At 39.9% G+C, this 25,025-nt stretch carries 24 protein-coding genes and 1 pseudogene; 20 read left to right on the forward strand and 5 right to left on the reverse strand.

Translation table 11 applies throughout. The features are described from left to right. Nucleotides 1-126: 126 nt before the first annotated feature. The 4 genes from J8L85_RS15685 (at nucleotide 127) to J8L85_RS15700 (ending at nucleotide 3,634) form a co-directional block, all read left to right on the forward strand. Nucleotides 127-690, forward strand: a complete 564-nt coding sequence (locus J8L85_RS15685; protein WP_211018846.1) for a hypothetical protein — start codon at nucleotides 127-129, stop codon at nucleotides 688-690. Next, nucleotides 687-1,130: a hypothetical protein gene (locus J8L85_RS15690; protein ID WP_211018847.1), complete on the forward strand. Its 444-nt coding sequence runs from the start codon at nucleotides 687-689 to the stop codon at nucleotides 1,128-1,130. Before J8L85_RS15685 ends, J8L85_RS15690 begins: the two co-directional genes overlap by 4 nt. Nucleotides 1,131-1,442: 312 nt before the next feature. Beyond that, nucleotides 1,443-2,204, forward strand: coding sequence for a DUF6090 family protein (locus J8L85_RS15695; RefSeq protein ID WP_047247457.1), 762 nt, complete (start codon nucleotides 1,443-1,445; stop codon nucleotides 2,202-2,204). Nucleotides 2,205-2,569: 365 nt separating this feature from the next. Then, entirely contained in the window at nucleotides 2,570-3,634 is a 1,065-nt protein-coding gene (locus J8L85_RS15700) for a serine hydrolase (protein WP_211018849.1), read from the forward strand. A gap of 133 nt (nucleotides 3,635-3,767) precedes the next feature. Here J8L85_RS15700 and J8L85_RS15705 read toward each other — a convergent pair whose 3' ends face one another. Next, nucleotides 3,768-4,238: a hypothetical protein gene (locus J8L85_RS15705; protein ID WP_211018851.1), complete on the reverse strand. Its 471-nt coding sequence runs from the start codon at nucleotides 4,236-4,238 to the stop codon at nucleotides 3,768-3,770. A 986-nt stretch (nucleotides 4,239-5,224) separates the two neighbouring features. Between J8L85_RS15705 and J8L85_RS15710 the strand changes: the two genes are divergently transcribed. Further along, nucleotides 5,225-5,857 carry a hypothetical protein gene (locus J8L85_RS15710; protein ID WP_211018852.1) on the forward strand — a complete coding sequence of 211 codons (633 nt, stop codon included), beginning with the start codon at nucleotides 5,225-5,227 and terminating at the stop codon, nucleotides 5,855-5,857. Between the two features lie 298 nt (nucleotides 5,858-6,155). Here J8L85_RS15710 and J8L85_RS15715 read toward each other — a convergent pair whose 3' ends face one another. Together J8L85_RS15715 and J8L85_RS15720 are read right to left on the reverse strand one after the other, a co-directional pair. After that, nucleotides 6,156-6,446, reverse strand: a complete 291-nt coding sequence (locus J8L85_RS15715) for a hypothetical protein (RefSeq protein ID WP_211018854.1) — start codon at nucleotides 6,444-6,446, stop codon at nucleotides 6,156-6,158. Beyond that, nucleotides 6,446-6,823, reverse strand: a complete 378-nt coding sequence (locus J8L85_RS15720) for a hypothetical protein (RefSeq protein ID WP_211018856.1) — start codon at nucleotides 6,821-6,823, stop codon at nucleotides 6,446-6,448. Before J8L85_RS15720 ends, J8L85_RS15715 begins: the two co-directional genes overlap by 1 nt. A 503-nt stretch (nucleotides 6,824-7,326) precedes the next feature. Between J8L85_RS15720 and J8L85_RS15725 the strand changes: the two genes are divergently transcribed. The 12 genes and pseudogenes from J8L85_RS15725 (at nucleotide 7,327) to J8L85_RS15780 (ending at nucleotide 18,175) form a co-directional block, all read left to right on the forward strand. Next, on the forward strand, nucleotides 7,327-7,902 hold the full coding sequence (locus J8L85_RS15725; protein WP_047247452.1) for a DJ-1/PfpI family protein: 576 nt from the start codon (nucleotides 7,327-7,329) through the stop codon (nucleotides 7,900-7,902). 190 nt (nucleotides 7,903-8,092) lie between these two features. Beyond that, nucleotides 8,093-8,530, forward strand: a complete 438-nt coding sequence (locus tag J8L85_RS15730) for a DUF3592 domain-containing protein (RefSeq protein ID WP_211018858.1) — start codon at nucleotides 8,093-8,095, stop codon at nucleotides 8,528-8,530. A 167-nt stretch (nucleotides 8,531-8,697) separates the two neighbouring features. After that, nucleotides 8,698-9,378 (forward strand): hypothetical protein, encoded by a 681-nt coding sequence (locus J8L85_RS15735; RefSeq protein WP_211018860.1) that lies wholly within the window; start codon nucleotides 8,698-8,700, stop codon nucleotides 9,376-9,378. Between the two features lie 322 nt (nucleotides 9,379-9,700). After that, a complete protein-coding gene (locus J8L85_RS15740) occupies nucleotides 9,701-10,318 on the forward strand; it encodes a collagen-like protein (protein ID WP_211018862.1) in 618 nt (205 codons plus the stop codon). Nucleotides 10,319-10,489: 171 nt separating this feature from the next. Then, nucleotides 10,490-10,816, forward strand: a pseudogene (locus J8L85_RS15745) (multidrug efflux SMR transporter). Nucleotides 10,817-11,007: 191 nt separating this feature from the next. Continuing rightward, nucleotides 11,008-13,050, forward strand: a complete 2,043-nt coding sequence (locus tag J8L85_RS15750; protein WP_211018864.1) for an amidohydrolase family protein — start codon at nucleotides 11,008-11,010, stop codon at nucleotides 13,048-13,050. A 76-nt stretch (nucleotides 13,051-13,126) separates the two neighbouring features. Further along, nucleotides 13,127-14,047, forward strand: coding sequence for a hypothetical protein (locus tag J8L85_RS15755; protein ID WP_211018867.1), 921 nt, complete (start codon nucleotides 13,127-13,129; stop codon nucleotides 14,045-14,047). A gap of 152 nt (nucleotides 14,048-14,199) precedes the next feature. Then, nucleotides 14,200-14,601: an ACT domain-containing protein gene (locus tag J8L85_RS15760; protein WP_211018869.1), complete on the forward strand. Its 402-nt coding sequence runs from the start codon at nucleotides 14,200-14,202 to the stop codon at nucleotides 14,599-14,601. A gap of 87 nt (nucleotides 14,602-14,688) precedes the next feature. Then, a complete protein-coding gene (locus J8L85_RS15765; RefSeq protein WP_211018871.1) occupies nucleotides 14,689-15,015 on the forward strand; it encodes a multidrug efflux SMR transporter in 327 nt (108 codons plus the stop codon). Nucleotides 15,016-15,285: 270 nt separating this feature from the next. Continuing rightward, the gene (locus J8L85_RS15770; RefSeq protein ID WP_211018873.1) at nucleotides 15,286-16,794 is read left to right on the forward strand and encodes a choice-of-anchor D domain-containing protein; all 1,509 of its coding nucleotides are present in this window, start codon (nucleotides 15,286-15,288) and stop codon (nucleotides 16,792-16,794) included. Between the two features lie 223 nt (nucleotides 16,795-17,017). Next, a complete protein-coding gene (locus tag J8L85_RS15775; protein WP_211018875.1) occupies nucleotides 17,018-17,512 on the forward strand; it encodes a DinB family protein in 495 nt (164 codons plus the stop codon). A 201-nt stretch (nucleotides 17,513-17,713) separates the two neighbouring features. After that, nucleotides 17,714-18,175 carry a PepSY-like domain-containing protein gene (locus J8L85_RS15780; protein WP_211018877.1) on the forward strand — a complete coding sequence of 154 codons (462 nt, stop codon included), beginning with the start codon at nucleotides 17,714-17,716 and terminating at the stop codon, nucleotides 18,173-18,175. 125 nt (nucleotides 18,176-18,300) lie between these two features. On the opposite strand, the gene J8L85_RS15785 is transcribed toward J8L85_RS15780, so the two are convergent. Next, nucleotides 18,301-19,809, reverse strand: a complete 1,509-nt coding sequence (locus tag J8L85_RS15785; RefSeq protein ID WP_211018878.1) for a succinate CoA transferase — start codon at nucleotides 19,807-19,809, stop codon at nucleotides 18,301-18,303. Between the two features lie 184 nt (nucleotides 19,810-19,993). Here J8L85_RS15785 and J8L85_RS15790 point away from each other — a divergent pair, with 184 nt between their 5' ends. After that, a complete protein-coding gene (locus J8L85_RS15790; RefSeq protein ID WP_211018879.1) occupies nucleotides 19,994-20,800 on the forward strand; it encodes a helix-turn-helix transcriptional regulator in 807 nt (268 codons plus the stop codon). Nucleotides 20,801-20,863: 63 nt separating this feature from the next. Here the strand turns inward: J8L85_RS15790 and J8L85_RS15795 are convergent, their stop codons facing one another. Further along, entirely contained in the window at nucleotides 20,864-21,406 is a 543-nt protein-coding gene (locus tag J8L85_RS15795; RefSeq protein ID WP_211018880.1) for a sigma-70 family RNA polymerase sigma factor, read from the reverse strand. A gap of 734 nt (nucleotides 21,407-22,140) precedes the next feature. Here J8L85_RS15795 and J8L85_RS15800 point away from each other — a divergent pair. Together J8L85_RS15800 and J8L85_RS15805 are read left to right on the forward strand one after the other, a co-directional pair. Continuing rightward, nucleotides 22,141-23,724 carry an amidohydrolase family protein gene (locus J8L85_RS15800; RefSeq protein ID WP_211018881.1) on the forward strand — a complete coding sequence of 528 codons (1,584 nt, stop codon included), beginning with the start codon at nucleotides 22,141-22,143 and terminating at the stop codon, nucleotides 23,722-23,724. Between the two features lie 107 nt (nucleotides 23,725-23,831). After that, a complete protein-coding gene (locus tag J8L85_RS15805) occupies nucleotides 23,832-24,971 on the forward strand; it encodes a FecR domain-containing protein (RefSeq protein ID WP_211018882.1) in 1,140 nt (379 codons plus the stop codon). Nucleotides 24,972-25,025: the final 54 nt, after the last annotated feature.

Consider the following 25,025-nt stretch of genomic DNA (forward strand, 5'->3'; position numbering starts at 1 on the left):
TTAGGTTTTTTCACCCCGGAGGTAATTCTTAATTTTACCCCCTCGTATGTACCGCACAAGCAACTACACCCCCAATAGACCCGCTATCAAAACCGATACGCAGTTACCCGCAAATAATACGTATCGATGAGGAAACACAAAACCATAAGAATTTTTATGGTACTTACCGTATTACTGATCCAGGTAGCATTTTTGACCACCATTGCAAAAGAGAAATTTGAATCGGGGAATTTTATGGCCCTATTGTCTATGCTTCTTTTGGCCATGACCCTTTTTTTAGGATACCGGTACATAGACCTGCACCATGAAAAATACGAATATGAAAATATTTGGGTCATTGTATGGGTACCCATTGGTGCCGTCGTTTGCTATCTCTTAAATGTCATGGGTGGCTTGGGCAGTGTGCTTTCGGCCGGTATTACGGGCACCGTGGCATCGTTTGCACCTGAGATCAACAGAGAATCAAATTATTTAAAAAAACTGCCCGCTGCCATCTATTGCGGTGTTTTCGTAGGCATGTCCAGCGCAGAGATCGTACCCTCCATCGGTTTCGTAGCCGCTGCGGGTACGCTGGCAGGTGTGTTTCTAATGCTGTCAAAAAACCTATTTCTCGGTATTGGCGGTAAGTTGGGTACAGTGGCATTCGGGGGCGTAATCATTGTTTCATTACTTTACGGACTAATTACATGAACTACCTCATTATTATTGTTACCGGCATTTTAGGGGCTTGGCTAACCTTCTTTGTCAGTGAACGCTTAAAACAAGGTCCGGTTAGGGCATCGGCGGCATTGGCGCTTATCGTAGGACTCTTTTTTTATTGTTTCCCAGAACTCTGCAATGCCTACCTGACAAAAAATATCCCGATCGTATTTATCGGCACCTCGTTTATTGGTATGGTAGCGCCCCGGGCAAGGGGCAATTACATTCGTTTGGCAGTGGCTGGAGGTCTTTTTAGTATCATCTATTTTTACAAAGGTCATTTTTTTGAAGGCTATGGCGGTGCGCTCGGCGCCTTGGCATTTATCGCCCTACTTTCCGCCATGGGGTTTTCGGTGATTATTTCCCGAAGTTTTCTACTAAAAAAAGGCATCGTAAAGGTGAGAAAAAAGGTATTGAAGCCTAAAAGGTAAAACCCATCACTCCATGTGCTAAAAAAACGGCCATATCGATCTTAAGATTGGCGGTAACTATCCAACACCGGTTTTTAAAACACAAAAGAGGCGGACACTAAATACCAAGAAATTTTTGAGTTAAACCTTGAACTGCGTAAATTACTGTCCCATAACATTTAATAACCAGTTATCTACAAGTAAAACCCTTACTGACAAACCTATATGCTTGGTATGAAATAAAGTTTAAATATTATCTTTTTTTCTTTTGTATGGTAAAGAAAACCATAAACAAGCTACCTTTTTTATGTATGACCGACCAAACCAACTGCAATGAAATTTTTTAGAAAAATACGACAGCGACTACTTTCGCAAAACAAGTTTCGCCAATACCTCGTTTATGCCATCGGCGAAATTATACTTGTGGTCATCGGTATTCTGATCGCCCTGGCCATTAACAACAAGAACCAAGATCGCGTAACCCAAGAAAAGGAAAATATTTATTTGCAGGGACTACGGAAAGAGTTCGAAATAAGCAAAACCAAATTGGCCGAGCTGATCCAGGTCAACAAAGACAACTTTAACGGGGCCAAGCAACTATTGCATTACATTTCCTCTGCGGACGAAGTACCGACCGAAAAACAATTTTCACAACTGTTGTTCAACTCTTTTTCTTCCGATATCCTATTCAACCCTAACAATTCACTGCTACAAGAGATCATTAACTCCGGAAGCTTAAAGGATATTTCAAATACCGATTTACGCATACAGCTCACCAATTGGGTTTCTACCTTGGACGACATTGCCAAACAAGAAAACGATCTGGGCATTCAAAGAGAAAAGGTGATCGATATGTTACGGACAGAGAACTACAGCCTTCGTACCATATTCGATGATGCCGGGGTAAACCAAGAAATCGGGCTTCCCATATCGGAGGAAAACACAAGTAATTTACCGCTATTGGATTCCAAAGAGTTCGAGAACAACATCTTAATGTTCGTTCTGGCGAGCAGTGCCATGGAAAAGGCGCACTACCAACCTTTAATGGACGACCTAAATTCGATTTTACAGCTCATCGAAAGCGAAATCGACTAGTTTTTCGTCTCCACAAGAAAGTAATTTTCCGTTCTAGGCCGTAGCATTTGCCATGTACCTACAACAAAAGTTGCTCAAAAGAACTATTTCCTGTTTACCGGATTTTTACGCACACAAACTTCCCTACTGTATTGTAACAACCCCCATACACAAAAGAAGTAGCAGCACCATAAAGAACATGTGGCCATGGTCATTTAATGCCCCTAACTACCACCCTTCTAAAAAAACGATGCATAAAAATTAAGGACGCACAAAATCGTACCCTCACCCCCTGACGAATGTAATACACTTAAAAAGAATACGTTATAAACCACAAGATCAAACCTTATTTGTTTTTATGAGTCCAACCCATAAACCGTTATAACATGAAAAACCATTTATTACCAATTCTGATGATAGCATTGTTAACGGTCGGCTGTTCTTCCAATGATGACAATGATAATGAACCGGTGAATGATACCGACGATATATTTACCACCGAACAACTGGCCGATGCGGCCCACTACTCGGAAGAAAAAGGCGGAAGCGCCGTTCTGGTCATGAAAGACGGCTCTATAATCTTTGAAGATTACCATAACGGTGCCGATGAAGATACCGCACCCCATATTTATAGTGCGACCAAGCTTTTTTGGTCGGCCGTTGCCGCACTGGCCAAACAACAAGGTCTTATAGATTACGAAGAGTACGTTTCTAACACCATCACCGAATGGCAAGACACCAGTCTGCATCCGGGTAAAGATGAAATAAAGATCAAGCACCTATTGAACCTTTCCTCTGGGCTTTCCCAGAATTTTTTGACCATATCGGATGAAAGCGACAGATACGGATATGCCATTGATGAATTGGACATGGTAAGCACGCCCGGCGAAAAATTTTCTTACGGCCCTAGCAACTATTATGTTTTCGGAGTTCTTTTAGAACGAAAGTTGCAAGAGAAAGGTATTTCTCAAAACCCTTTGGAATATCTGGAATCGGAAATTTTTGACAAAATAGGGTTGCACTATGAAAGCTGGACCCACGACGAGGCCGGAAACCCCAACATACCCAACGGCTGCTATGTAACCCCCAGAAACTGGGTAAAGTTCGGTCAGTTTATGCTCGACCAAGGTAGCTGGAACGGCACACAGATCATAGAACCTTCGCTATTGGAAGCTATGTTCGTTGCCACCGGCCCCAACCCCGGGCACGGAAATTTTTGTTGGTTGAACAACGTAAACGGTTATGCACTCACCCCCCTCGATGCCGCACCCGAAGGCTCCACCGGCGGTATTATGTATTACAGTGGCTATACCGAGATCATTGGCGGTTTGGGGGCCGGTAAAAACAGGATGTATTTAATACCATCACTACAAACGGTAATTATTAGGCAGACCCAACTTGGTGAAGACACTTTTGAGGACAACGATTTTCTAGCGCTTTTATTAAACTAGAAAAGACGCAATACACCCCTCTAAAAATAACAATGAATTTCGACCATAAAGAACGGGGGAGGTAGTTGCAATACCAACATAAGGCTCTCTCTTGCCCAACACAAGACCAGCCTGTTTTTAACCGATTAGGCTTTTATAATGAAATCGACTTTTTAAAAATCACCCCTTCTTTTCTATACACCAGCATGTAAACCATTTCATTTTCCATAGCGTAGTATTCGGGGGTACTTTGCAATGGCCATTCGTCTCTTCTTATCCGAATTAATTTATCGGGCCATTCTTCAAAACTTTCGGAAGGGTTCACTTTTTCGAACCCTTTTAACCAATTATCCACGTCTTCGGGACTAAGCTTTATCACGTATCTGTAATCTCTATATTCGGGCAAATAAAAGGTGTTTACATGAAAGGTAAATCCTTTTGAATTGTACAACAGAAACTCTGCGTTCTCAAAATCACTATGTACTTCAATTTCTTTTTTAAGGGTAGCTACCCGCTCCGCCTTGGTTCCATAATTGAGGCTGTACAGTTCTTTCTTTATTTCTTCATCGGAACAACTACATAGCATTATACAACAGACAGAAACGGTAAAAAACAGTCTATTCATTCCATTGGTGTATTTCTAGTGCAAAAGTAACAAAATCGGTTTTTTGCCTATGCGCCCATACCCTGCGTCATGGCACCCTAAAGAGAGCAATTCCCCCTTTGAAGAGGATGCCCACAGGGCTGGGAATGTTTTTGTTACACCAACAAAAGTTCCTCTCCTACCCTCACAAAACCAGCTTATTTATAATGGCTTACGCTTTTCTGTAAAAATATAATTGTTCGTTTTTTTACATTTAAAGTATAGATATAGACAATCTAAGCCATTGTTTTACAATCAAATAGAATCCTTTATGTATAATGGCAGCCGTATAGGATTGTTGTCACACATTTAAATGACAGAACTAATTTTAGAAATATCATGGAAATAAAAAAACTAACCGTGTTTTTGCTATTGATAAGCTTAATGAGTTTTGGAACCACAGAAAACTTAAAAGCTGATAAAAAGCCTACAGAAACTATAGTTTACGTCTGTGGAAAAAGCCAAATATATCATAGGAGCAATACGCATTCAGCTCTAGGTCGATGTAAATCTGGAATAAAAAAAATGACTGAGTCTAAAGCTAAAAGTTTAGGAAAAAGAGTCTGTAGGTGCAGAAATTAACAAAACATATTACAACAAAACGTCTTATTTAAAACCCTAAACCCGTTTCTAAAAAATCGTTCACTCTTAGGGCCAGCGTCACGCTCGACAGAACACCCCTAAAATAGGCTTTCAGTTTCTTTTCTGTCTCTTCAAGGGAACAATTAATTCCCCTTTGAAAGGGGGATGCCCACAGGGCGGGGGATGTTCTACAACACCAATGAAAGCCCCTCCACCCAATACAAAACCCACTCATTTTAAACAACTTACACCTTTCCAAAAGAACAAAATTGTAAGAATTTTTATATTCGTATAGGTTGGGGTAATTAAAGCTATTGCTTTTATACCCAAATAAGAGGTATATGTGTAATTGTACACATATGCAGTTGTTGGTAATAATTAATAGCATGATAGAAAATCATCAAATTCCGCCTCAATTAAAAAGTCAATTAGGTGATGAGAGTATTTCTTTTTTTGTGAAAGCTGCTAAGGAAAAATCCACAAAAGATTCATGGAGTGCAATACGTTGGGGTTTGCTTTGGATTGCCGTAATTGGAGGGATATTTACGGCGATGGTTTATGAACTGTTATTAGGTAAGCCTACAGGTTTAAATATTGGAGATACTAGAATAACCGTAACCCCAGATGACCTATCTCCTTTATATGGATTCTTTACTTTCGGAGCATTTTTTGTTTTACCGGGATTTATCGTAATCGGGCTTGGAATTTATGGTTTTTATAGAAAAGGCGGGTATTTTCTGGGAACAGAAAACAGACTTATTCATCTAAATAGTTGGAAAGAATGTTCTGTTTATAATTGGTCGCAATTTCAGAACAAAATAGATATTTACTTTACCAATAATAGAGGAAACCTAGTATTTAGTTTAGAAGAAAAAATAATTACGAAGAAAAACGGTAAAAAAGTAAAAGAAACTGAATCAATAGGAATGGCAGAAATAAATCACGCAAGGGAGATTAAGGCATTTTGTCACGAAAAAATAACTACTGCCAACAAAAGTAAGCGTTGCACAAGTCCATAAACAGCGAAAAAAATACCTTTTTTAAGCCCTTTTTGGGGCTTTTTGTTTATAGGTCGAGACCCACCTGGTACATGTGTCACGCTCGTGCCATGTTCAAAAACGCTTCTAGAAAAACAAGTTTACAGGTTTATTTAGCGAAGAAGAAAAAAACTAGGCATAATAAAGGCTAAGAAAACATAGGGCGTTTATAGAAGAAAAAAAATATTTATATATAACTAAGAAAAAACCGAAACGAAAGTGCTTATCACCTTCCCTACGTTTCTTATACTGAACGTTGTATCACATTTGAAAAAAGAAATTATCGGTCTGTATAACCGCCATCTTTATATCCCTTTTCATTTTCAAAGTATTCGAGTAGTTCGGACATAAAACCCAGTAAAATAGCTTTAGAGGTGGCTTGAATAAAATTAAACTCCCCGTCTATTGAGCGGATAGTTACTTGACGTTTATAAATGGGTTTATCTCCAACCATTAAAAAGGAATAAGAATTTCCTACCTTTCTCTCAGTTGAAGAATCAATCTTTGAACTATTCCGTATTTTGTCTAGCAAAAATTCTTCACTGACAGTTGGGTATTCACTTTTTGACATTAAGCAATAAGTTCTAGTGTTTCAGTATAAGAATTACCAGTCTCTAGAATCATGTCAATTATATCATCGTTTGTTCCCCAATATAGAGAAGCTTCTGAAAAAGTTCTATTTGAGAAATTCCAGCCTGCTAATTTCAATTCATTTTCCAAACCATTACCAAATTTTTCCGCGTTCAAACAAAACAAGTGAATAGCTTCACGTATTGCCGAATCAACATCTGAATCGTCCTTTGCAGAGGTTTTAATTCCGAGAATTGGAATATCAACGGACAAAAAGCCATCTTCCCCTTCCTTCGTCCACACGGGAAGAGCAACTGAAACGGACTTAAGGACTCCTTTTGTCCTTAAAATATCAATATTAGCCTCTTGAGTTATCATTTCTTTAATCTTGGTTTAATACAAATATATCAATATGCAGAACATATACAATCTATTGTAACATATATATAACACTAAATTAGACGTAATACATGTAAATATATTACAATGCGAAAAAAACGCAATATAACAATGTACATAAAAAATAACTATTTCCGTGCCATATTCGAACGAAATACACTTTTAAAACGTTATTTTAGTCGGAAAAGTATGCGTTTACTTATGCGCTACTTTTCATATACTCACCGTTGTATAAAATTCAGCTGAAGCTGACCTATGTTGCTACACACAACTCCATTGTTTCCGCATCACAGGAAATTTTGCAACACGCTCCAACCACCCGATCAAAAAATAACGAAACCTTCACTTTATTTTAATAGTTCACCTTCTATTTTTCGGCACGTATTTGTTAAATTAGATGCTACGCCCGTACCACCGATCTAATCTTAGAGATGTGGGCGTATCACCTTAAATATCTTTACTAATAAATACAGAATAGAAAAATGAAAAAAGTACTGTTCCTAACAGGAGATTTTACCGAAGATTATGAAACCATGGTACCCTTTCAAATGCTGCAAATGGTAGGCTATGAAGTGCATGCCGTCTGCCCCGACAAAAAAAAGGGAGATACCGTTAAAACTGCCATTCACGATTTTGAGGGCGACCAGACCTATACCGAAAAACCGGGGCATAATTTTGCCCTGAACTATAGTTTTGACGATGTGGTCGCCGAAGATTATGACGGCTTGGTAATTGCCGGTGGTAGGGCCCCGGAATACTTAAGGCTCAACAAACGATTGTTAGAGATCACCACCCATTTTTTTGATGCCAATAAGCCGGTGGCCGCCATTTGCCACGGTATTCAGATATTAACGGCCGCCAATGTGGTAAAGGGCAGAAAACTGACCGCCTACCCTGCCGTGGGTCCTGAGGTGACCTTGGCCGGGGGTGAATTTCAAGACATACCTGCAGACGGGGTATTTGTAGACGGCAACCTGGTTACTTCCCCAGCATGGCCCGGACACCCAGGGTTTATACGTGAGTTCTTAAAAGTTATGGGGGCTACCATTACCCTATAAAACCGTATTCCATCATTTTAAGGGAAACCCTATTGTAGATCAATAGAACGGAAAACATAAAAAAGAATCCGCATCGCATACCCCTTTTTGCATATCTTGTTGCCGAACATTTAAGGCAGGGGATCTTTAAAAAGTTGGCGAACGGGTTCTTTTTGTTTTTAACCTTATTATTACAGACCGCAGACATGCTATGATCTTTAAGATTCTAAACCCCATCTTCAACATCGCTTTCTACCTGATGTTTCTTTTTCTGCTATGGAGCAGCTCTCAGGTAATCTTAAGCAACATTAAATATCCGTATGAAATTAAATCGGGGAAGATCATCGATATCGAACCAGAAAAAGGAAGTCAATCGGAACACTCAAAGGTTACTTACAACAATACGGTCTTAACGACCGACCAGCTTACAGTGTATGGCGGAACGCAAAAACTATATGAAATAGGTGATAGCGTCACCTTAAGATACAGGGGAAAAGTGCCTTCCGTTATTTTTAAGGTGAACAACAAAAGAATAGGGGACAAATACGATATCTGGGATTGGCTCTCTCCCGTATTGTTCTTGTTCTGCCTATTTATGCTCTACAAGCTCACCAGAATGTGGATCTCTACATTTATCCAAAGGTCTTAAGCCGTAGCTGTATTCTTCCCGTTCAATTTTAAAACGGAAAGCACCAAATTAGGAGTGTTTTTTTGTATTTTAACAGTGATATATTTTTACTATATTTTATTTATAATCAACAAACTACGGCCTACAAAGGGCCTGTTGTTATTTTGACACCCTAAAAACTATCGATCATGAAAAATACGATTCCCGCATTACTGATTACGACAATGTTGATTTCCTGTAACCTATCCGATAAAACAAAAAATCCGGTAGCGGAACCTTCGGATACGGAGACCATGACCGAAACTGCCCCAAGCGATGACAAAAAACAATTAAAGCCCATTGAGACCGATGAGGACCTGGTCGCCACGGCATTAATGGCCACCCCCAAGGCCAGTAGGGCCGATTGCACGGTTATCGGCTATAACATGGCCGGTGAATTTACCACCTTAAAAGAAGGCAGCAACGAGTTTATCGTACTTGCCGACAACCCTAAAAAAAACGGCTTTAATGCCGCCTGCTACCACAAAGACCTAGAGCCTTTTATGGCCAGGGGCCGAGCCTTACGGGAAGAGGGTAAAAACTCCGAAGAAATATTTAATATTAGAGAGGACGAAATGAAATCGGGCAAACTCACTATTCCAACAGGGGCCACCTTGCACATCTACTACGGGGAACAAACCATGTACGACCCCGAAACCTCTGAAGTGGAAGGTGCCAAATTACGTTATGTGGTGTACATGCCCTGGGCCACGGCAGCATCTACCGGGCTACCCGAAATACCTGCGGCTCCCAACCACCCTTGGATCATGAACCCCGGCACCCATAGGGCACATATAATGATCTCTCCCCTACCCTCACCGCAAGAGTAGTCATAAAAGAAAGAATACCACTTACCCCGAGCCTTATACCGGCCTTTATCGCAATAGGTTTTGCGGTATAGATTTTGCTTGCCCATTAAGAATACGAAATGTTGGAATATGAACATACGTAGACGCCCTTCTATTCCATTTTTGAGGTTGCACAATACTGCCTGCACGATTAAAACATTTACCTGACCGCGCCATTGAACCTTATACACTTACCACATAACACCAAGGCCATCAGTAATGCCTGGGTATTTTTTACTCCGTAATATGTTAACCTTTTCTTCTAGGACCATTAAAGGACATAACCGAAATAAAAAATGAAATCATGAAAATTACTACAAAAATCTTCACCGTTACCTTAATGTCTTTTGTCTTTGCACTTGCCTCATGTTCTAAAGATGGGGAGGACGGAGACATTGGTCCCCAAGGGGAAATAGGAGAAACAGGTCCGCAAGGAGAGCAAGGGGTAAAAGGGGATAAGGGAGACCAAGGCGACCCGGGTACCGCCAATGTGATGTACAGCGATTGGCTGGACCAAGATTTTAGCTATCTAGACGGGGCAAGGAATAAATCAATGAAAGTAGATGAAAGTAGACTAACTCGAGATTTTTTAAATAACGGAGGTATTGTTCTTGCTTTTTATAGAAGTTCATCCAATACGGTATATCAATTACCCCTTGTTTATGACTTTGCGAGCTTTGCCGTACGCCGTTCTTTTATTGCCATCCATTTTTTAGATAGGGGAGAAATAAGGTTCAACGCCGACTCTCTAGACGATACAGACCTCAGCGATTACGAATTGACAGGCTCTTCAATTGGCGAACCACAATACAGATATGTAATGATACCCGGGGGGATAAATATCTCTGGGCGTTCTGAACAACCAAATTATAAGAAGATGTCATACGACGAAATCGTAGCGTATTTTGATTTGGAATATTAATGAATGGGAAATCTAAAATGCAATAAGCGATAGGGCGAACGGCAAAAGACAGCGAAAAACGGATACATTGAATTTTGGAATAAAAAACTACATCAACACCAAAAGGTGAAAAATAGGTGTTTTCGCATAACCGAATGCCGTAATTTTGCAAGCAAAATTGGCCTATTCAAAATGAACTGGATACTGCTGATCATCGCCGGACTTTTTGAGGTTGCCTTTGCTGCTTGCCTTGGAAAGGCAAAAGAAGCTACAGGGGCCGAAGCAACTTATTGGCACATTGGTTTTTTAATCTGTTTAGCAGCCAGTATGACCCTTTTGATCAAAGCTACGCAAGAACTTCCCATCGGAACCGCATATGCCGTTTGAACGGGAATAGGGGCCGTAGGTACTGTATTGGTCGGAATCTTTATTTTTAAGGAACCAGCCACCTTTTGGCGACTATTTTTTATCACCACATTAATTGCCTCTGTCATAGGATTAAAAATTGTCTCGCACTAACGGCAACCAGACGCTAAAAAGGTACAAGATTTAAGGGTGGAATTAAATGCATTGGCAACATTCCATAATATGGTCACACCTCTAAACGGAGTCATACGTTGTGCTAAAAATGGCCCGTTTCATGAAATATGGGTGTTAAATTATAGCTATAAATTAGTATCTTCATTCTATATTAAAACCAACCTTCCATTATGAAAATTCAATTTCTTTATGTAGGCCTAGCCCTATCATTATTCATTGCCTGTAAACAAGAACCTGCCGAGGTATCTTCCTTGGCCAATTACCAAGGTGACGAAACTTATACCGTTATTCTGGGGAGTACCGCCGTGGGTCACCTAAAAACACATACGGTAGGCGACACCATACAAATAGATTACGATTATAAGAACAATGGTCGTGGCCCTACGATGAAAGAGACCATAGTACTGAACAAAAGTGGTTTTCCGGTACAATGGAACATTACAGGAAATACGACTTTTGGCAATAGTGTAAACGAGGAGTATTCACTAAAAGAATCTACGGCCTCTTGGAGCGATGCCACAGGTAGCGGCAATGCCACCGTAGCCAATGCTTTGTGGTACGTAAACCAATCCGGAAGTCCATATTCGGCCATTCTTACCGCACGCAGTCTATTAAAGTCACCCGATTTCTCGGCCGATGTATTGCCTGCAGGGAAGTTACAGCTTACAGAAATGGAAAAAACAAGTGTCACCGTTGATACTACCACTATAGACCTTACCACGTATGCCCTTTCGGGCGCGGATATGAATCCCTCTTATTTTATTGCCGATAACGATATGCGTCTCTTTGCCGTGATCACTCCACGGTTTGTTCTGGTTCGTGAAGGGTTTGAGGCCAAAGAGAAAGAATTGCGGGCCTATGCCGAAAAATATTCTACCGAACGCTTTGAATCGCTTCAGAAGAAATATGCCCATAACTATGGAAAAAAAGTGCGTATTGCCAATGTAAAAATATTCGACCCCAATACTTTATCGTTAACACCACTTTCTTCGGTATTGGTAGATGGCGATCGTATTGTTAGCATCGATGCCCCCGACACTACAGGTGAAGACGAAGTGGTCATCGACGGGGCCAACGGTACCTTGGTAGCGGGCATGTACGAAATGCATGCCCATACCGGAGACGAAGGCGCCTTGTTAAACGTATTGGCCGGGGTGACCTCTTTTCGTGATATGGGCAATAACAATGAGGTACTGAACGATTTGACCAAAAGAATAGACGAAGGTATTTTGGCCGGCCCAAGGGTACACAGGTTGGGCTTTATTGAAGGAAAAAGTAAATACAGTGCCAATAACGGCATGTTGGTAGCCAGCGAAGAAGAAGCCTTGGCAGCGGTAGACCGTTACCATGATATGGACTTTTACGGAGTAAAGCTATACAATTCTATGAACGGTGATTGGGCTCCGGCTATCGTAAAAAGGGCACACGAGCACGGCATGTTCGTTTGTGGGCATGTACCCGCGTTCAGCAATGCCAATGCCATGTTAAGGGCCGGATTTGATGAAATGACCCATATTAACCAAACCATGCTTGGGTGGGTATTGGAACCCGATGAGGACACACGTACCTTGTTGCGCCTAACGGCCCTTAAAAGATTTCCGGACCTAGATTTGAATAGTCCCAAAGTACAGGAAACAATGGACCTGTTTGTTCGTAACAAGACCGCTATAGATCCTACCTTGGCCATACACGAAGTACTCATGAAATCTAGAAATGGTGAGGTCTGGGAAGGAACCAAGGATTATATAGACCATATGCCGCCGAACACACAACGCGAGTTTAAGATCGCCATGGCAGACGTTGCCTCACCCGAAGATGACAAGGCCTACCGTGAGGGATACGATAAAATAGTGGAGGCCCTAAAAATGATGAAAGAGAAAGGTATATTTATAGTGCCCGGTACGGACCTGGGAGGTGCTTTTTTCTACCACCGCGAACTAGAACTATACCAACAATTGGGCTACACCCCGGCAGAATTGCTAAAATTGGCTACCTATGACATGGCCCAATATATGGGAGATGAAGACCTTGGTAGCATCGCGCCCGGCAAATTGGCCGATTTCTTTTTGGTGCCGGAAAATCCCGTTAACGACATTAAAGCCATTAAAACAATTTCTATGGTATCTAAGGGCGGTACGTTCTACTACCCCAGCGAAATCTACCCCGCTTTTGGTATTTCCCCTTTCACCGACATACCCGAAGTAAAGGAATGAAAAGGGCTTAGTAACCAGAAACAACCAATATGTGGCCGTTAAACTGTCGCATATTGGTTTTATATCCGTTTGATCTATGAAGAAACTTATAGCGATTGCCTTTACAGCCCTCATTCTTACTTCTTGTAAAAAGGCAAAAAAGGAACAAACGGAGCATTCACCGACCTCGGATTTTGTAGAGATAAGGAATACGGACTATGAATTGGTGAAACCGGCCAAAAACACCGGGAGGGTTTTGGTGCTTTTTGGTGGTTACCCAGAAGATGCGGAAGATATAAAACGAGAGTTCAATATACTAGAAGGGGCAAAACAAAAAGATATCGCTGTCCTATTTATGAACTACAATCAAAAATTATGGCTTCAAGAAGATGAAAAACAACAACTCGCGGCCCAACTACTAAAAATTTTCAAAGACCATAAACTGCCCGACGCCAACGCTTATTTTGGCGGTTTTTCCAGCGGTGGAAATGTTGCCTTACTAATTAGCGATTACCTGACCGAAAAACAAAGTTCACTAATACCAAAAGGGGTTTTTATTGTGGACTCCCCTATTGATCTTGTAGCCCTGTACAAAAGTTCGGAGAAGAATATTGCCCGTAATTTTTCTGAGGTATCGGTTCAAGAAAGTACTTGGTTACTAAAGACCTTGGGCGATCAATTCGGCAATCCGGAGAACACCGTTTTAGCATACCAGAAATATGCGGTATATACCTCACGAACAGAGACCATAGACAACATAAAAAACTTAAAAAACACCAAACTCAGATTGTACACAGAGCCCGATACCCTTTGGTGGAAAGAGAACAGAAGGGCCGATTACGACCAAATGAACGCCTATTACCTAGAACGCTTATCCAAGACCCTTAAAAAATCGGGTTTTGACCAAGTAACGTACATACCCACAAAAAATAAAGGCTATAGAGCGGACGGCACAAGGCACCCACATAGTTGGGCCATTGTAGACCCCGAAGAGCTGATACATTGGATCTTGGAATAAAAATTTAGCTGTCTGCCAGTGGTTTTGGCATGTAGAACATCCCCCCATGATAATCGCTACTTTCATTGGCCCACATTTTAAAACAATGGATAGATGCCATACATTTGATTCCTGATATTTTTAGCTTGCATATTTTTTAAAATGAAATTTTTATGGCCGGAGAAACAAACTTGTCCGAACTGATAAAAAAAATGATACCTAAACTCAACGATGGGGAATATGTATTCTCTACCGTAAAAGATATTAGTGTTATCGACAGAAAGGATAGCGTTTGCGAATTCAAGGAAAAAGAAGGAACAACCGTGGTTATGCAGAGAGAAAAAGCGGACCAATTAAATTTGAAGTATGACTACGTGGCGTCTTGGATCACCCTTACTATTCATTCATCTCTAGATGCAGTGGGCTTAACCGCTATATTTTCTAATGAATTGGCAAAATACAATATAAGTTGTAATGTAATCGCCGGATATTACCATGATCATATATTCGTTGATAAAAATGATGCCGAGAAAGCCGTTAAAGCGCTGACAAAACTCTCTAAAAATTATAAATAGGGCGATTACTATAAATGTACCTAGGCATATGTGGCCACAGGCCGTTGCCGCACAATGTAATTTACCCCTCTCTAAAGAATATAAAGCATGAACTGGATACTACTGATCATCGCAGGACTTTTTGAAGTTGCCTTTGCAGCGTGCCTTGGAAAGGCCAAAGACGCTACGGGTGCCGAAGCAACCTATTGGTACATAGGTTTTTTGATCTGCTTGGCGGCCAGTATGTCGCTCTTGATCAAAGTGACCCAAGAGCTTCCCATTGGAACCGCCTATGCCGTATGGACAGGTATAGGGGCCGTAGGCACTGTATTGGTCGGAATCTTTGTTTTTAAAGAGCCTGCTACTTTTTGGCGACTGTTCTTTATCACCACTTTAATCGCCTCCGTAATTGGGCTAAAAATGGTCTCGCATTAAACCATCGGGTAAATAGGACGCTATTGCGAACTATTCCACTTAATATACATAAAGGCATAAATATCTTTTGGGAGTACGCTTTTCCGTAAAGTAATTTTAAGATTTTTTTTATATTGTAAACGCGAAAATTGGGACACCAATCTTAACATTTAGAACCACTTAAGGTTCTAATATCCCAATTTCGATTGTAGTAACCGTGGTAAAAATCTTTTGAACCTCGACAAATTGAATATCAAAAAAACAGTTCTCCAATCCTAAAATTTCTTTGGTATGAAACATCAATTCGGCATCGTTCTATTGTTTTTTTCTATAATCCTAACCAGCTGTAGCTCTTCTGATGATCAAAACTCATTAGAAAAGATCCAGGAGCTACAGAATTGGGATACCATGATCATCGACCTAGAAGATTTTGAGTATAATCAGATAGATTTTGGCGACGTTGTAACCAACATTACATCGACCAAGACTTTTAGTCTAAGCAACTCCGGCAACTCAGATTTGAACATTACGAACATTATTTTACCCGACAATTTTAGCATAGACTTTACCACAGCAAGTTTGCCCCCCGATCAAAGCAAAGAATTTACACTGACCTTTGTGCCCACAGAGGTCAAAGATTATAGCGCTGTTCTAGAAATAGAATCCAATGCAACCGGGGGAACCGAAAAGATAGAGCTATTGGCCTTCGGCGTAAGTCCCGTTTTCGATGGCACAGTAGTACTAACGACCCAAGAAGAAGTGGATGATTTTGGCAAATCTGGCTATACGTCTATCACTGGCGGACTTAGTATTGGCCATGCGAATACTGCCGCGAACAGTATCGTCTCTCTAGAAAGCCTTAAAAATATTACCGAAGTTGGTTCTCTACAATTTTTCAGTACCACATCTCTGGAAAACTTAAATGGTTTAGAGAACTTAAATGTGACCAATAGTATTCAAATGGTCTCGAACATAGCATTGACCAATGTTGATGCCCTAAAAAGCATTACAAAACTAACTGGGTACTTAAATCTTCTGGGCAACAGATCATTAAAACAAATAGATGGTTTTCAAAATATAACTGAAATAGGCAAAAACGTTCGTATAAAAAACAATCCAAAATTAGAAAATATTGATGGGCTTTCCGGCCTTACAAGTATTGCCACCGATTTTGAGATGATATATAACCCATTGGTGGAAACATTGGACGGGTTATCGAACTTAACTTCTGTTTCACTTATAAGACTACAGGATAATGAGTCTCTTTACGACTATTGTGGAATAGTAGATTTATTAAAAAATAAAGGAAATGAAATTCACTTTACCGTTTCTTTGAACGAAACCAGTTATAACAAATACAACCCTAGTCAAGGTGAGCTTGTATGGGGCAATGTTGAATGTAGAGGTGACGTGCCTCCAGGAACATATCATGGCGCGGTCAAAATTAGTACAGAGTCAGATATCGAAAAATTTGTTTCCAAAGGTTACACCGTTATTGATGGGTCACTTCATATTTACAGTTCCAGAATCACTAATCTAGATTTTTTAAGTGAAATAACAACGGTCACCGGTTATATCGATATTTGGAATACAGCCCTAACCAATCTTGATGGGTTGGCACACATGACACACATTCCCCGTATTTCCATTAGCGAAAATGAAATGCTTTCAAATTATTGCGGTATAAGTACATTAGCACAAAACGGCAGCTTTCAGCGTGGCGATGGGGCTTTTTTTATATATGATAATCTATTTAATCCGTCTTTAGAAGATGTACAAAATGGAGAATGCTCGCAATAACAATATTGGTAGAAAAAACCTTGAAACCATAAATTCTAAAACTCCGTAGGGCATCGTTCCATAACATGGTCACACCTCTAAACGGAGCAATAGGTTGCGTCAAAAAATAGCTCGTATCCTTTTAATTAATAGCATTTTACTATATTCCCTAGATAATTAGGGCATTACAATAATGCTACCGTTGCCATTTATAGATGCTTCTAAAAAGGCCTTATCTTAATTTATGAACTACCTGATACAACATATAATAGATCAGCTTATAGAAATTCAACAAGGCAAACCTTGGATCGGAAGTTCATACGACAGCAAATTGCAGTTGATCTCAAACGATATAGTTTTTATAAAACCTACCGAAAAGCTACACAGTGTTGCCGAAATTATCTCGCACCTTACCTTGTGGAGAAAAGAGGCTCTTCTAAAAATTAAAACCGGCACGGGCAGTAAAACCGATGATTGTGAAGAAAATTGGTTATCAAATGATAAGTTGATCTCTAAAGGCTGGATCAAAATAAAATCGGAGTATGACAACAGCCTCTTAGAGCTAATAGCCCTCTTAAAGGAAAAAGATGATTCTTTCTTGAACGAAACCTATTACGACACCGATTTTAAAGGCACATATCGCTATAACTTTTTACTAAACGGTATGCTTCACCACGATATTTACCATTTAGGACAATTGGGGATCATACTAAAGCACCTGAATGGAAACAACGTGTAGCCACGCTTTTAAACTTTAAAAAAGCACTCTTTTAATAATACCTCCCTTTCCGATTTAATTCCAAAATCTTTCCAGTTTTGGCTTCTACATTTGCCTTGCAATTAAAAAAAACAAGCTATGAAGACATAAACAATTTTATCTACACAGTCGAACAGTTCAAAAAAAAAAAAAATTCAAAGAAAATTAATTCTACACACAACAATGAAAAAGACAATTAAAATCCCCGTAATCGCAATGGCATCGTTCTTAACCGTTTTTACATCTTGTAACGACGATGACGACAACTCTAACGACATCTATTTAAGTGAAACTGAAATCCCTGAAACTATCCAGTCTTACATTACCGATCATTTTGGGGAAAATATGATTCTTAATGCCGAGAAAGAAACGGAAAATAATGAGGTAACCTATGAAATCTATTTAACGGACAATACCAATTTAGAGTTCAATAGTGATTTGGATATAATTGATATCGATGGCACCTCTAAACTTCCAGATTCGGTTATACCGGCAACCATACTCGACTATACCGCTACCAACTATCCGGACAATTATATTACCGATTGGGAGTTGGAACTAGACCACCAACAAGTGGAACTGGACAATAATGTGGAGTTGGAATTTGATATGAACGGAGATTTTATTCGCATCGACAACGATTAACACATCGTTGTTATTTGAGTGCGGATCAGTGCAACCAAAAATAGCTAGGTGATTACCTAGCTATTTTTGGTTATATACATTTACAAAGACATTTCTACCTATGATGAAGGTAGGATCGCTAATGATCAAGCATGATCATTGGCATATTCCTGCATCTTCATAGTCCCTTGACTCCTGAACTGTGTATGCCAACTAAAGGCTTTTTGAAGTATGTGCGGAGTATGCCCGCCCTGTTCGTAAGCTTCTTCGAAATATTCTGTTAGTTGCCCTTTGTACTCTGGGTGTACGCAGTTTTCAATAATTACACGGGCCCTTTCTATGGGTGCCAATCCCCTAATATCGGCCAAACCTTGTTCGGTAACCAATATATCTACATCGTGCTCGGTATGATCGGTATGCGAAACCATGGGAACAATATGAGAAATCTTACCCCCTTTAGACATCGAGGGGCAGGCAAATATGCTCAAGTAACCGTTTCTTGCAAAATCGCCCGAACCGCCGATACCGTTCATCATTTTGGTACCTGTAATATGGGTAGAGTTCACGTTTCCGTATATGTCGAACTCAATGGCGGTATTTATGCCAATAACTCCCAAACGGCTAATGACCTCGGCAGCGTTGCTAATATTTTGGGGTCGTAATATGAGCTTGTCCTTATACTTTTCAAAATCACCGAAAACCCTGCGGGAACATTCCTCGGTCACGGTGATGGAAGATGCCGAGGCAAACACCAATTTTCCGGAATCGAAAAGCTCAAAAGTGCTGTCTTGAAGTACTTCAGAGTACATGGTCAGGTTCTTGAACCTACTGTTGGTAAAACCAGATAAAATGGCATTGGCCGTTTTACCGATACCTGCCTGCAACGGTAATAGCGATTCCGTTAGCCTACCTTCGTCCACCTCTTTTTCTAAAAACTTAAGAATATGATTGGAAATGGCCGTTGTTTTTTCATCCGGTGCGGCAATTACCGCAGGACTATCGGGAACCTCGGTGAACACAATGGCCGCCACTTTTTCCGGGTCTATTTTTATGTACGGCACCCCAATTCGCGTATCTGGCTCAAGTATAGGTATGATATCCCTATTGGGCTGCTTTTTTAGAAATTTCACATCGTGCACCCCGGCGAGGTCTTCAGGAAAAGTCTTGTTGATCTCTATAATGATCTTGTTCGCCTTCTCGGTAAAAATAGGTGAATTACCGACCGAGGTAGTAGGTATGATATATCCTTCTTCGGTAACGGCCACCGCCTCTATAATGGCTACATCTATTTTAAAGGTATCTATACTTTGCAGCATATCGGCAGTTTGCCCCAAATGTTGGTCTACATATAGCACTTCATGATTATTGATACTCTTTCTTAGGGTGGGATCGGCCTGAAAAGGCATTCTTTTATATAGCGCCCCATTTTTTGCCAAATCGGCATCGGTATCGTACCCTAGGGAAGCTCCACTTAAAACCGTTACTTTCAGCTCTTCGTAAAGTGCTCTTTCCGCCACTTTTGGCAAAACGGTCTTGCTATCTCCTGCCTTTGTAAAACCACTGACTCCCAAGACATCACGGTTTTTAATGAGCAAGGCCGCCTTTTCGGGTGTTTGAACCTTGTCTTTGTACGGGGCATATTTAATTCTGTCCATCTTCTTAATGTATATTTTATAATTTTTGGTTAGAAAAATTCTCTATTTGATCAATATTTTTCTTCTGGTTGCCGTTTTCTCAAAAAACGAGCCTGTAATTTATAGAAGATATTTTATGTCTATTTATTTAAATAAGACAATGTTTTATTAATTTAGTGCATAACCGGTCTTACAGCAATTAACCATGAACAGTAAGTATTATTTAACCGAGGTAGACAAGAAGCCCCACAGCATTTTTTGTTACCATAATTTAATGGGCGAAACGTTCATTGAACCACACTCACATGATAAGGGGCAGTTTTTATATACCGAGGGAGGGGTAGTGCATGTGAAGACAGATAGTAGAATGTACTATTTACCGGCCAGACATTACATGTGGATACCGCCGGGGGTAAGGCATGCCATTTACCCCAGTTCTCCACGTGTTATTATGAGAAACCTATACTTCCCCATGTCATCGAACGCCTCCGGATTCTATAAAAAAGAAGGTATTTACCCGATCAACAACCTATTAATGGAGTTGTTGCTGTTTACCAAAACATGGAACGGCGATATCACCAAGTCGCAAAAAAGTAAATATGCCGTGGTCTATGCCTTTAAAGAATTGCTAAAGCAAACGGTCTCAAAATCTTTACATTTAGAACTGCCACATGCGAACGATAAACGATTGATCAATATTATAAATTACATTACCGAACATCTGCACCAAGAACATCTATTACCGCAATTGGCTTCTAATTTTAGTATGACGGACAAGTCGTTATACCGACTCTTTAAAAAAGATGTAGGCATGTCCTTCATCAAATATTACACACAACTACGAATTTTTAAGTCTTTGGAGTATCTAATAAACTCTGACCATACCATTTCAGAAATAGCGAATATGGTCGGTTATAACAGCTTGCCGACCTTTAGCAATACCTTCACGAAAATTATGGGAAAACGGCCTTCTGAATATAGAACATCAAATGAAATCTACTTAGAGTCTTAACCTTTGGTCCATACAAAAATCGTTTGGAAAAAGAACATCCTTTTAGGTACAGGGCGTTTTACTTCAAATAAGGGAAGACGATATTAAAAAAATGTAGAATAGATCCTTATCCTTTACTTTGGACCGTAAAAAAGCATACGACCTCTTTATTTGTGTCTTTACCGTATTTATAGAAATACCGTTGGTCTCAGCTATTTCAGCATAACTTTGACCATGTAGCACAGAAGAAATAAAAATCTCTTTTCTACTTGCGGGCAGTTGGTTCAACAATTCCAACACCCTTTCATAATTATTGGGCTTGTCCAATGCTTTTTGTACTTCATATTCTTGTTTGCCAAGGTTTTGAAGTAGCGATTTCTCTTTTATTCTTTTTTTAACGGCAAGCAAACTTAAGTTCTTTACCGCCCTAACGGCATATGCCTGAAAAGAGACATTAACAGTAAGTGTTTTTCTTTTTGTCCAGTAATAAATAAAGAATTCTTGCACTACATCCGTTGCTTCATCCTTATCCTTCAAAATAGAGAAAGCCACCAAACACAATAAGGCATAATGTTCTTTGAACAACTTCTCTATTTCGATATGCACTGGGGGGAAGTGGTCTTTCATAGTTTCACATAAACGTTTTATTAATAGATCGATGAGATATTAACACCCGGTAAGAAACATTTGAAACCACATACAAACCCCTTTTGAAAAAATGTATCAAATAAGGATTAACGGAACCGGTACATACTTTGCCACCATACCCTTTTTTAGGAGTAAGCGAATTCTCTTTTACGCCACAAAAATATGTTTGATTAGAACAAGTAGCATAATAGGTATCTACACGGTCAAGGTTCTCTTTATTTACATAAATGAAACTTTTGTCAATGCTGGTATTACCAAGCCAAAACCTTTTCTGTACCGTCTGTTCAGGTGATGTTATTAGTGCATTTATAAAATTCCCCTGAACCGACATTGAAAAATATATTATGTTTTGATGAATTAAATGTAATAAATGTTTATTTAATGTAAAAATTTTAAAAAATTGTCACCCTATTCTCCATTTTACACAACTATTAATTGAGAACATCTCTTTTTTGACTCAAAAAAATACGTTTTTGACAAATTTTAATGCTTATTGATATTCAGGTTTTTGATTTCTAAAAGAAATGATATTGCCCAAAACCAACTTCAGTAGCCAGTAAACAGCTTCCTATTTTTTAATAGGAAACAGAAAGTTCTCACCAGAAAATTATGTGTAAAACACTATGATCTAAAAAACTATCGTAGCCCTATTCAGTCAATTGTAAATGCCAATTAAACATTTTTTTAACCAACACATTTAAAACCAAAATGTTATGAAACGTTTTTTATTTACCACCTTTTTAATTATCCCAATTCTGGTTACCGCCCAAATGATCGGTGGCCCGGACAGAAAACCGGGGGAGGGCGAGGGACCCTATGACCGCCTTATCATACGAGGTGTCACCATGATCGATGGTACCGGAGGCCCACCAAGGGGACCTGTAGATATCGTCGTAGAAAAAAATAAAATTGTCGATGTAATATCGGTAGGGGTTCCAAAGGTAGCCATCGACGAATCTAAGCGACCCAAATTAGGTACAGGAAACACCAAAGAGATCGATGCCAGTGGAAAATATATTATGCCAGGCATTATAGACCTTCATGTACATACCGGCGGTGTACCAAAAGCACCGGAGGCGGAATACACATACAAACTTTGGCTTGCCCATGGTATTACTACCGTACGCGGAGTACCTACCGGAGAAGTGGACTGGTCGCTCAACGAACGAGAAAGAAGTGCTAAAAATAAAATCGTAGCGCCAAGGATCGTTTCTTTTCACAGGCCCGGAAAAGGCAAAGAATGGAAAGGCCGTAAAATACTTACTCCCGAAGATGCCAGGGAATGGGTACGGTATGCCAAGAAAAAAGGTATCGATGGCCTAAAGTTAAATTCTCATCGACCAGAAATAATGAAAGCCCTATTGGACGAGGCCAATAGCTTAGGTATGGGCAGCACGGCACACTTATCTCAAAACGGTGTAGCACAGATGAATGCCTTAGATGCCGCAAGACTTGGCCTAACCAGTATGACCCATTTTTACGGACTGTTCGAGTCTATGTACGAAAACAACGATGTACAACCTTGGCCTATAGATATCAACTATGGTGACGAGCAACATAGGTTCGGGCAAGTGGCCAGACAGTGGAACTTGGTTAAACCGGGCGGAGAAAAATGGAACGCCCTTTTGGACGAGTTTATAGAAATGGATTTTTATATCAACCCGACCATGACCATTTACTCTGCAGGAAGAGATGTAATGGCCGCGCGTAATGCCGATTGGCACAAGACCTACACATTGCCCACCCAGATGGATTTCTATACCCCAAACAGATCTAGCCATGGAGCCTATTGGTTCGACTGGACTACGGAAGACGAAATTGCATGGAAAAAATATTATCAGGTTTGGATGCAATTCTTGAACGAATATAAAAACAGGGGCGGTAAGGTTACCGTAGGATCCGACTCAGGGTTTATTTACCAACTGTACGGTTTTGGAACCATACTAGAACTAGAAATGCTTCAAGAGGCAGGTTTCCATCCTTTAGAGGTAATACGTTCTGCCACCATGAACGGGGCCGAGGAAATTTTTAAGCCCTTGAAAAAACCTATAGAATATGGTGTTATTCGTCCAGGATTATTGGCAGACATGGTAATCGTTGATGAAAATCCGTTACAAAACCTAAAAGTTCTTTACGGTACAGGTGCCGTTAGGGTCAACGACGAAACCGGAAAACCAGAACGTGTAGGCGGTGTTAAATACACTATAAAAGATGGTATTATCTATGACGCCAAACAACTATTAAAAGATGTTGAAGCTATGGTCATAAAACAAAAAAAGGAACGCGGAGAAGAATAAAAAGTTTCACTGATTTTCCATAACGGAATATTTTTTTCAAAAAAATCAACTTTTTTGTCACCCCGAGTTTACATTTTAATAACATATATATAAGAACAATATAATTTATGTCTTCAAAATCACGATTAAAAGCTGCATTCGAAACTATTATGGACTCCGGTACCCTTGATTCGGATACGCTCAATAATTTAACCGAAGAAGAAAGACGTATTGTTCAAAAACTCTATGACGAAGGTTTGGCCAAGGCATCCCATGAGTACATCGACGGATTAAATGTGGATGACGATTGGAAGGCGCTTACAAAAGAGATGGCCCGATCAGAAAAAAAGGTGGTTCCGTTATGGAAATCAGTTTTAAAATATGCCGCTATCTTCATGGCCCTTTTGGGGATCGCCTATTTCTATCAGGTAGCGAACAGTTCAGACACAGATCTTCAGATTACCGAAGATGTGATCGTATTAAAGTTGGGCGACGACAACATAAAGATTATAGACCTATCGGCAAAGCAGCAGATCTTGAACAAATCTGGGAAGCTTATAGCTGAACAAGACGGCGATAAGATCAAATATCTGGCAAGTGCCGAAATTGATGAGTTAAAATTCAATGAGCTGAATATACCGAACGGAAAAATGTTCGAAGTAGAGCTATCCGACGGTACGGTGGTACATATAAATTCGGGGTCTAAAATTAAATATCCCGTAAAGTTTTTGGAAGGCCAAAAACGAGAAGTATTTATAGAGGGCGAGGCTTATTTTAATGTAACAAAAGATAAAAAACACCCTTTTGTAGTACGTACAGATTCTGTTAGTGTAGAAGTATTGGGTACAGAGTTCAATATTTCTTCCTATCCGGAAGATTCTGAGATCAAAACTGTTTTGATAGAAGGTTCCGTAAATATGGGAAACACCTTTGTACCGGACGACAATATCATTCTTAAGCCCGGAAATAAAGGGTCTTGGCACAAAACAGAACACCAAACAAAATTAGAGGAGGTAGATGTGGACATCTATACCGGTTGGATGAGAGGCGAATTATATTTTGACAATACCAGGTTTGAAGACATGACCAAGAAATTGGAGCGCAAATACAATGTGCGCATTACCAACAAAAACCCAATCTTGGCCCAAAAGATACTGACCGCAAAATTTAGCTCGCAAATAGAAAGTATTGAAGATGTATTGACTTCTATCCGGGAAATATATCCGTTTGATTACGAAATAACCAATAACCAAATATTAATTTATTAAAAAAACCAAACCAAACGCCAATGAACTAGACCCACGCTAACTTAAATGACTGAA

This window comes from Maribacter sp. MMG018 (assembly GCF_018100785.1).
GTDB lineage: Bacteria > Bacteroidota > Bacteroidia > Flavobacteriales > Flavobacteriaceae > Maribacter.

Bases quoted from the DNA above. Each gene is read 5' to 3' on its own strand.
- J8L85_RS15685 (WP_211018846.1), top strand. From the start codon at position 127: ATGAGGAAACACAAAACCATAAGAATTTTTATGGTACTTACCGTATTA.
- J8L85_RS15690 (WP_211018847.1), top strand. From the start codon at position 687: ATGAACTACCTCATTATTATTGTTACCGGCATTTTAGGGGCTTGGCTA.
- J8L85_RS15695 (WP_047247457.1), top strand. From the start codon at position 1,443: ATGAAATTTTTTAGAAAAATACGACAGCGACTACTTTCGCAAAACAAG.
- J8L85_RS15700 (WP_211018849.1), top strand. From the start codon at position 2,570: ATGAAAAACCATTTATTACCAATTCTGATGATAGCATTGTTAACGGTC.
- J8L85_RS15705 (WP_211018851.1), bottom strand. From the start codon at position 4,238: ATGAATAGACTGTTTTTTACCGTTTCTGTCTGTTGTATAATGCTATGT.
- J8L85_RS15710 (WP_211018852.1), top strand. From the start codon at position 5,225: ATGATAGAAAATCATCAAATTCCGCCTCAATTAAAAAGTCAATTAGGT.
- J8L85_RS15715 (WP_211018854.1), bottom strand. From the start codon at position 6,446: ATGTCAAAAAGTGAATACCCAACTGTCAGTGAAGAATTTTTGCTAGAC.
- J8L85_RS15720 (WP_211018856.1), bottom strand. From the start codon at position 6,823: ATGATAACTCAAGAGGCTAATATTGATATTTTAAGGACAAAAGGAGTC.
- J8L85_RS15725 (WP_047247452.1), top strand. From the start codon at position 7,327: ATGAAAAAAGTACTGTTCCTAACAGGAGATTTTACCGAAGATTATGAA.
- J8L85_RS15730 (WP_211018858.1), top strand. From the start codon at position 8,093: ATGATCTTTAAGATTCTAAACCCCATCTTCAACATCGCTTTCTACCTG.
- J8L85_RS15735 (WP_211018860.1), top strand. From the start codon at position 8,698: ATGAAAAATACGATTCCCGCATTACTGATTACGACAATGTTGATTTCC.
- J8L85_RS15740 (WP_211018862.1), top strand. From the start codon at position 9,701: ATGAAAATTACTACAAAAATCTTCACCGTTACCTTAATGTCTTTTGTC.
- J8L85_RS15750 (WP_211018864.1), top strand. From the start codon at position 11,008: ATGAAAATTCAATTTCTTTATGTAGGCCTAGCCCTATCATTATTCATT.
- J8L85_RS15755 (WP_211018867.1), top strand. From the start codon at position 13,127: ATGAAGAAACTTATAGCGATTGCCTTTACAGCCCTCATTCTTACTTCT.
- J8L85_RS15760 (WP_211018869.1), top strand. From the start codon at position 14,200: ATGGCCGGAGAAACAAACTTGTCCGAACTGATAAAAAAAATGATACCT.
- J8L85_RS15765 (WP_211018871.1), top strand. From the start codon at position 14,689: ATGAACTGGATACTACTGATCATCGCAGGACTTTTTGAAGTTGCCTTT.
- J8L85_RS15770 (WP_211018873.1), top strand. From the start codon at position 15,286: ATGAAACATCAATTCGGCATCGTTCTATTGTTTTTTTCTATAATCCTA.
- J8L85_RS15775 (WP_211018875.1), top strand. From the start codon at position 17,018: ATGAACTACCTGATACAACATATAATAGATCAGCTTATAGAAATTCAA.
- J8L85_RS15780 (WP_211018877.1), top strand. From the start codon at position 17,714: ATGAAAAAGACAATTAAAATCCCCGTAATCGCAATGGCATCGTTCTTA.
- J8L85_RS15785 (WP_211018878.1), bottom strand. From the start codon at position 19,809: ATGGACAGAATTAAATATGCCCCGTACAAAGACAAGGTTCAAACACCC.
- J8L85_RS15790 (WP_211018879.1), top strand. From the start codon at position 19,994: ATGAACAGTAAGTATTATTTAACCGAGGTAGACAAGAAGCCCCACAGC.
- J8L85_RS15795 (WP_211018880.1), bottom strand. From the start codon at position 21,406: ATGAAAGACCACTTCCCCCCAGTGCATATCGAAATAGAGAAGTTGTTC.
- J8L85_RS15800 (WP_211018881.1), top strand. From the start codon at position 22,141: ATGAAACGTTTTTTATTTACCACCTTTTTAATTATCCCAATTCTGGTT.
- J8L85_RS15805 (WP_211018882.1), top strand. From the start codon at position 23,832: ATGTCTTCAAAATCACGATTAAAAGCTGCATTCGAAACTATTATGGAC.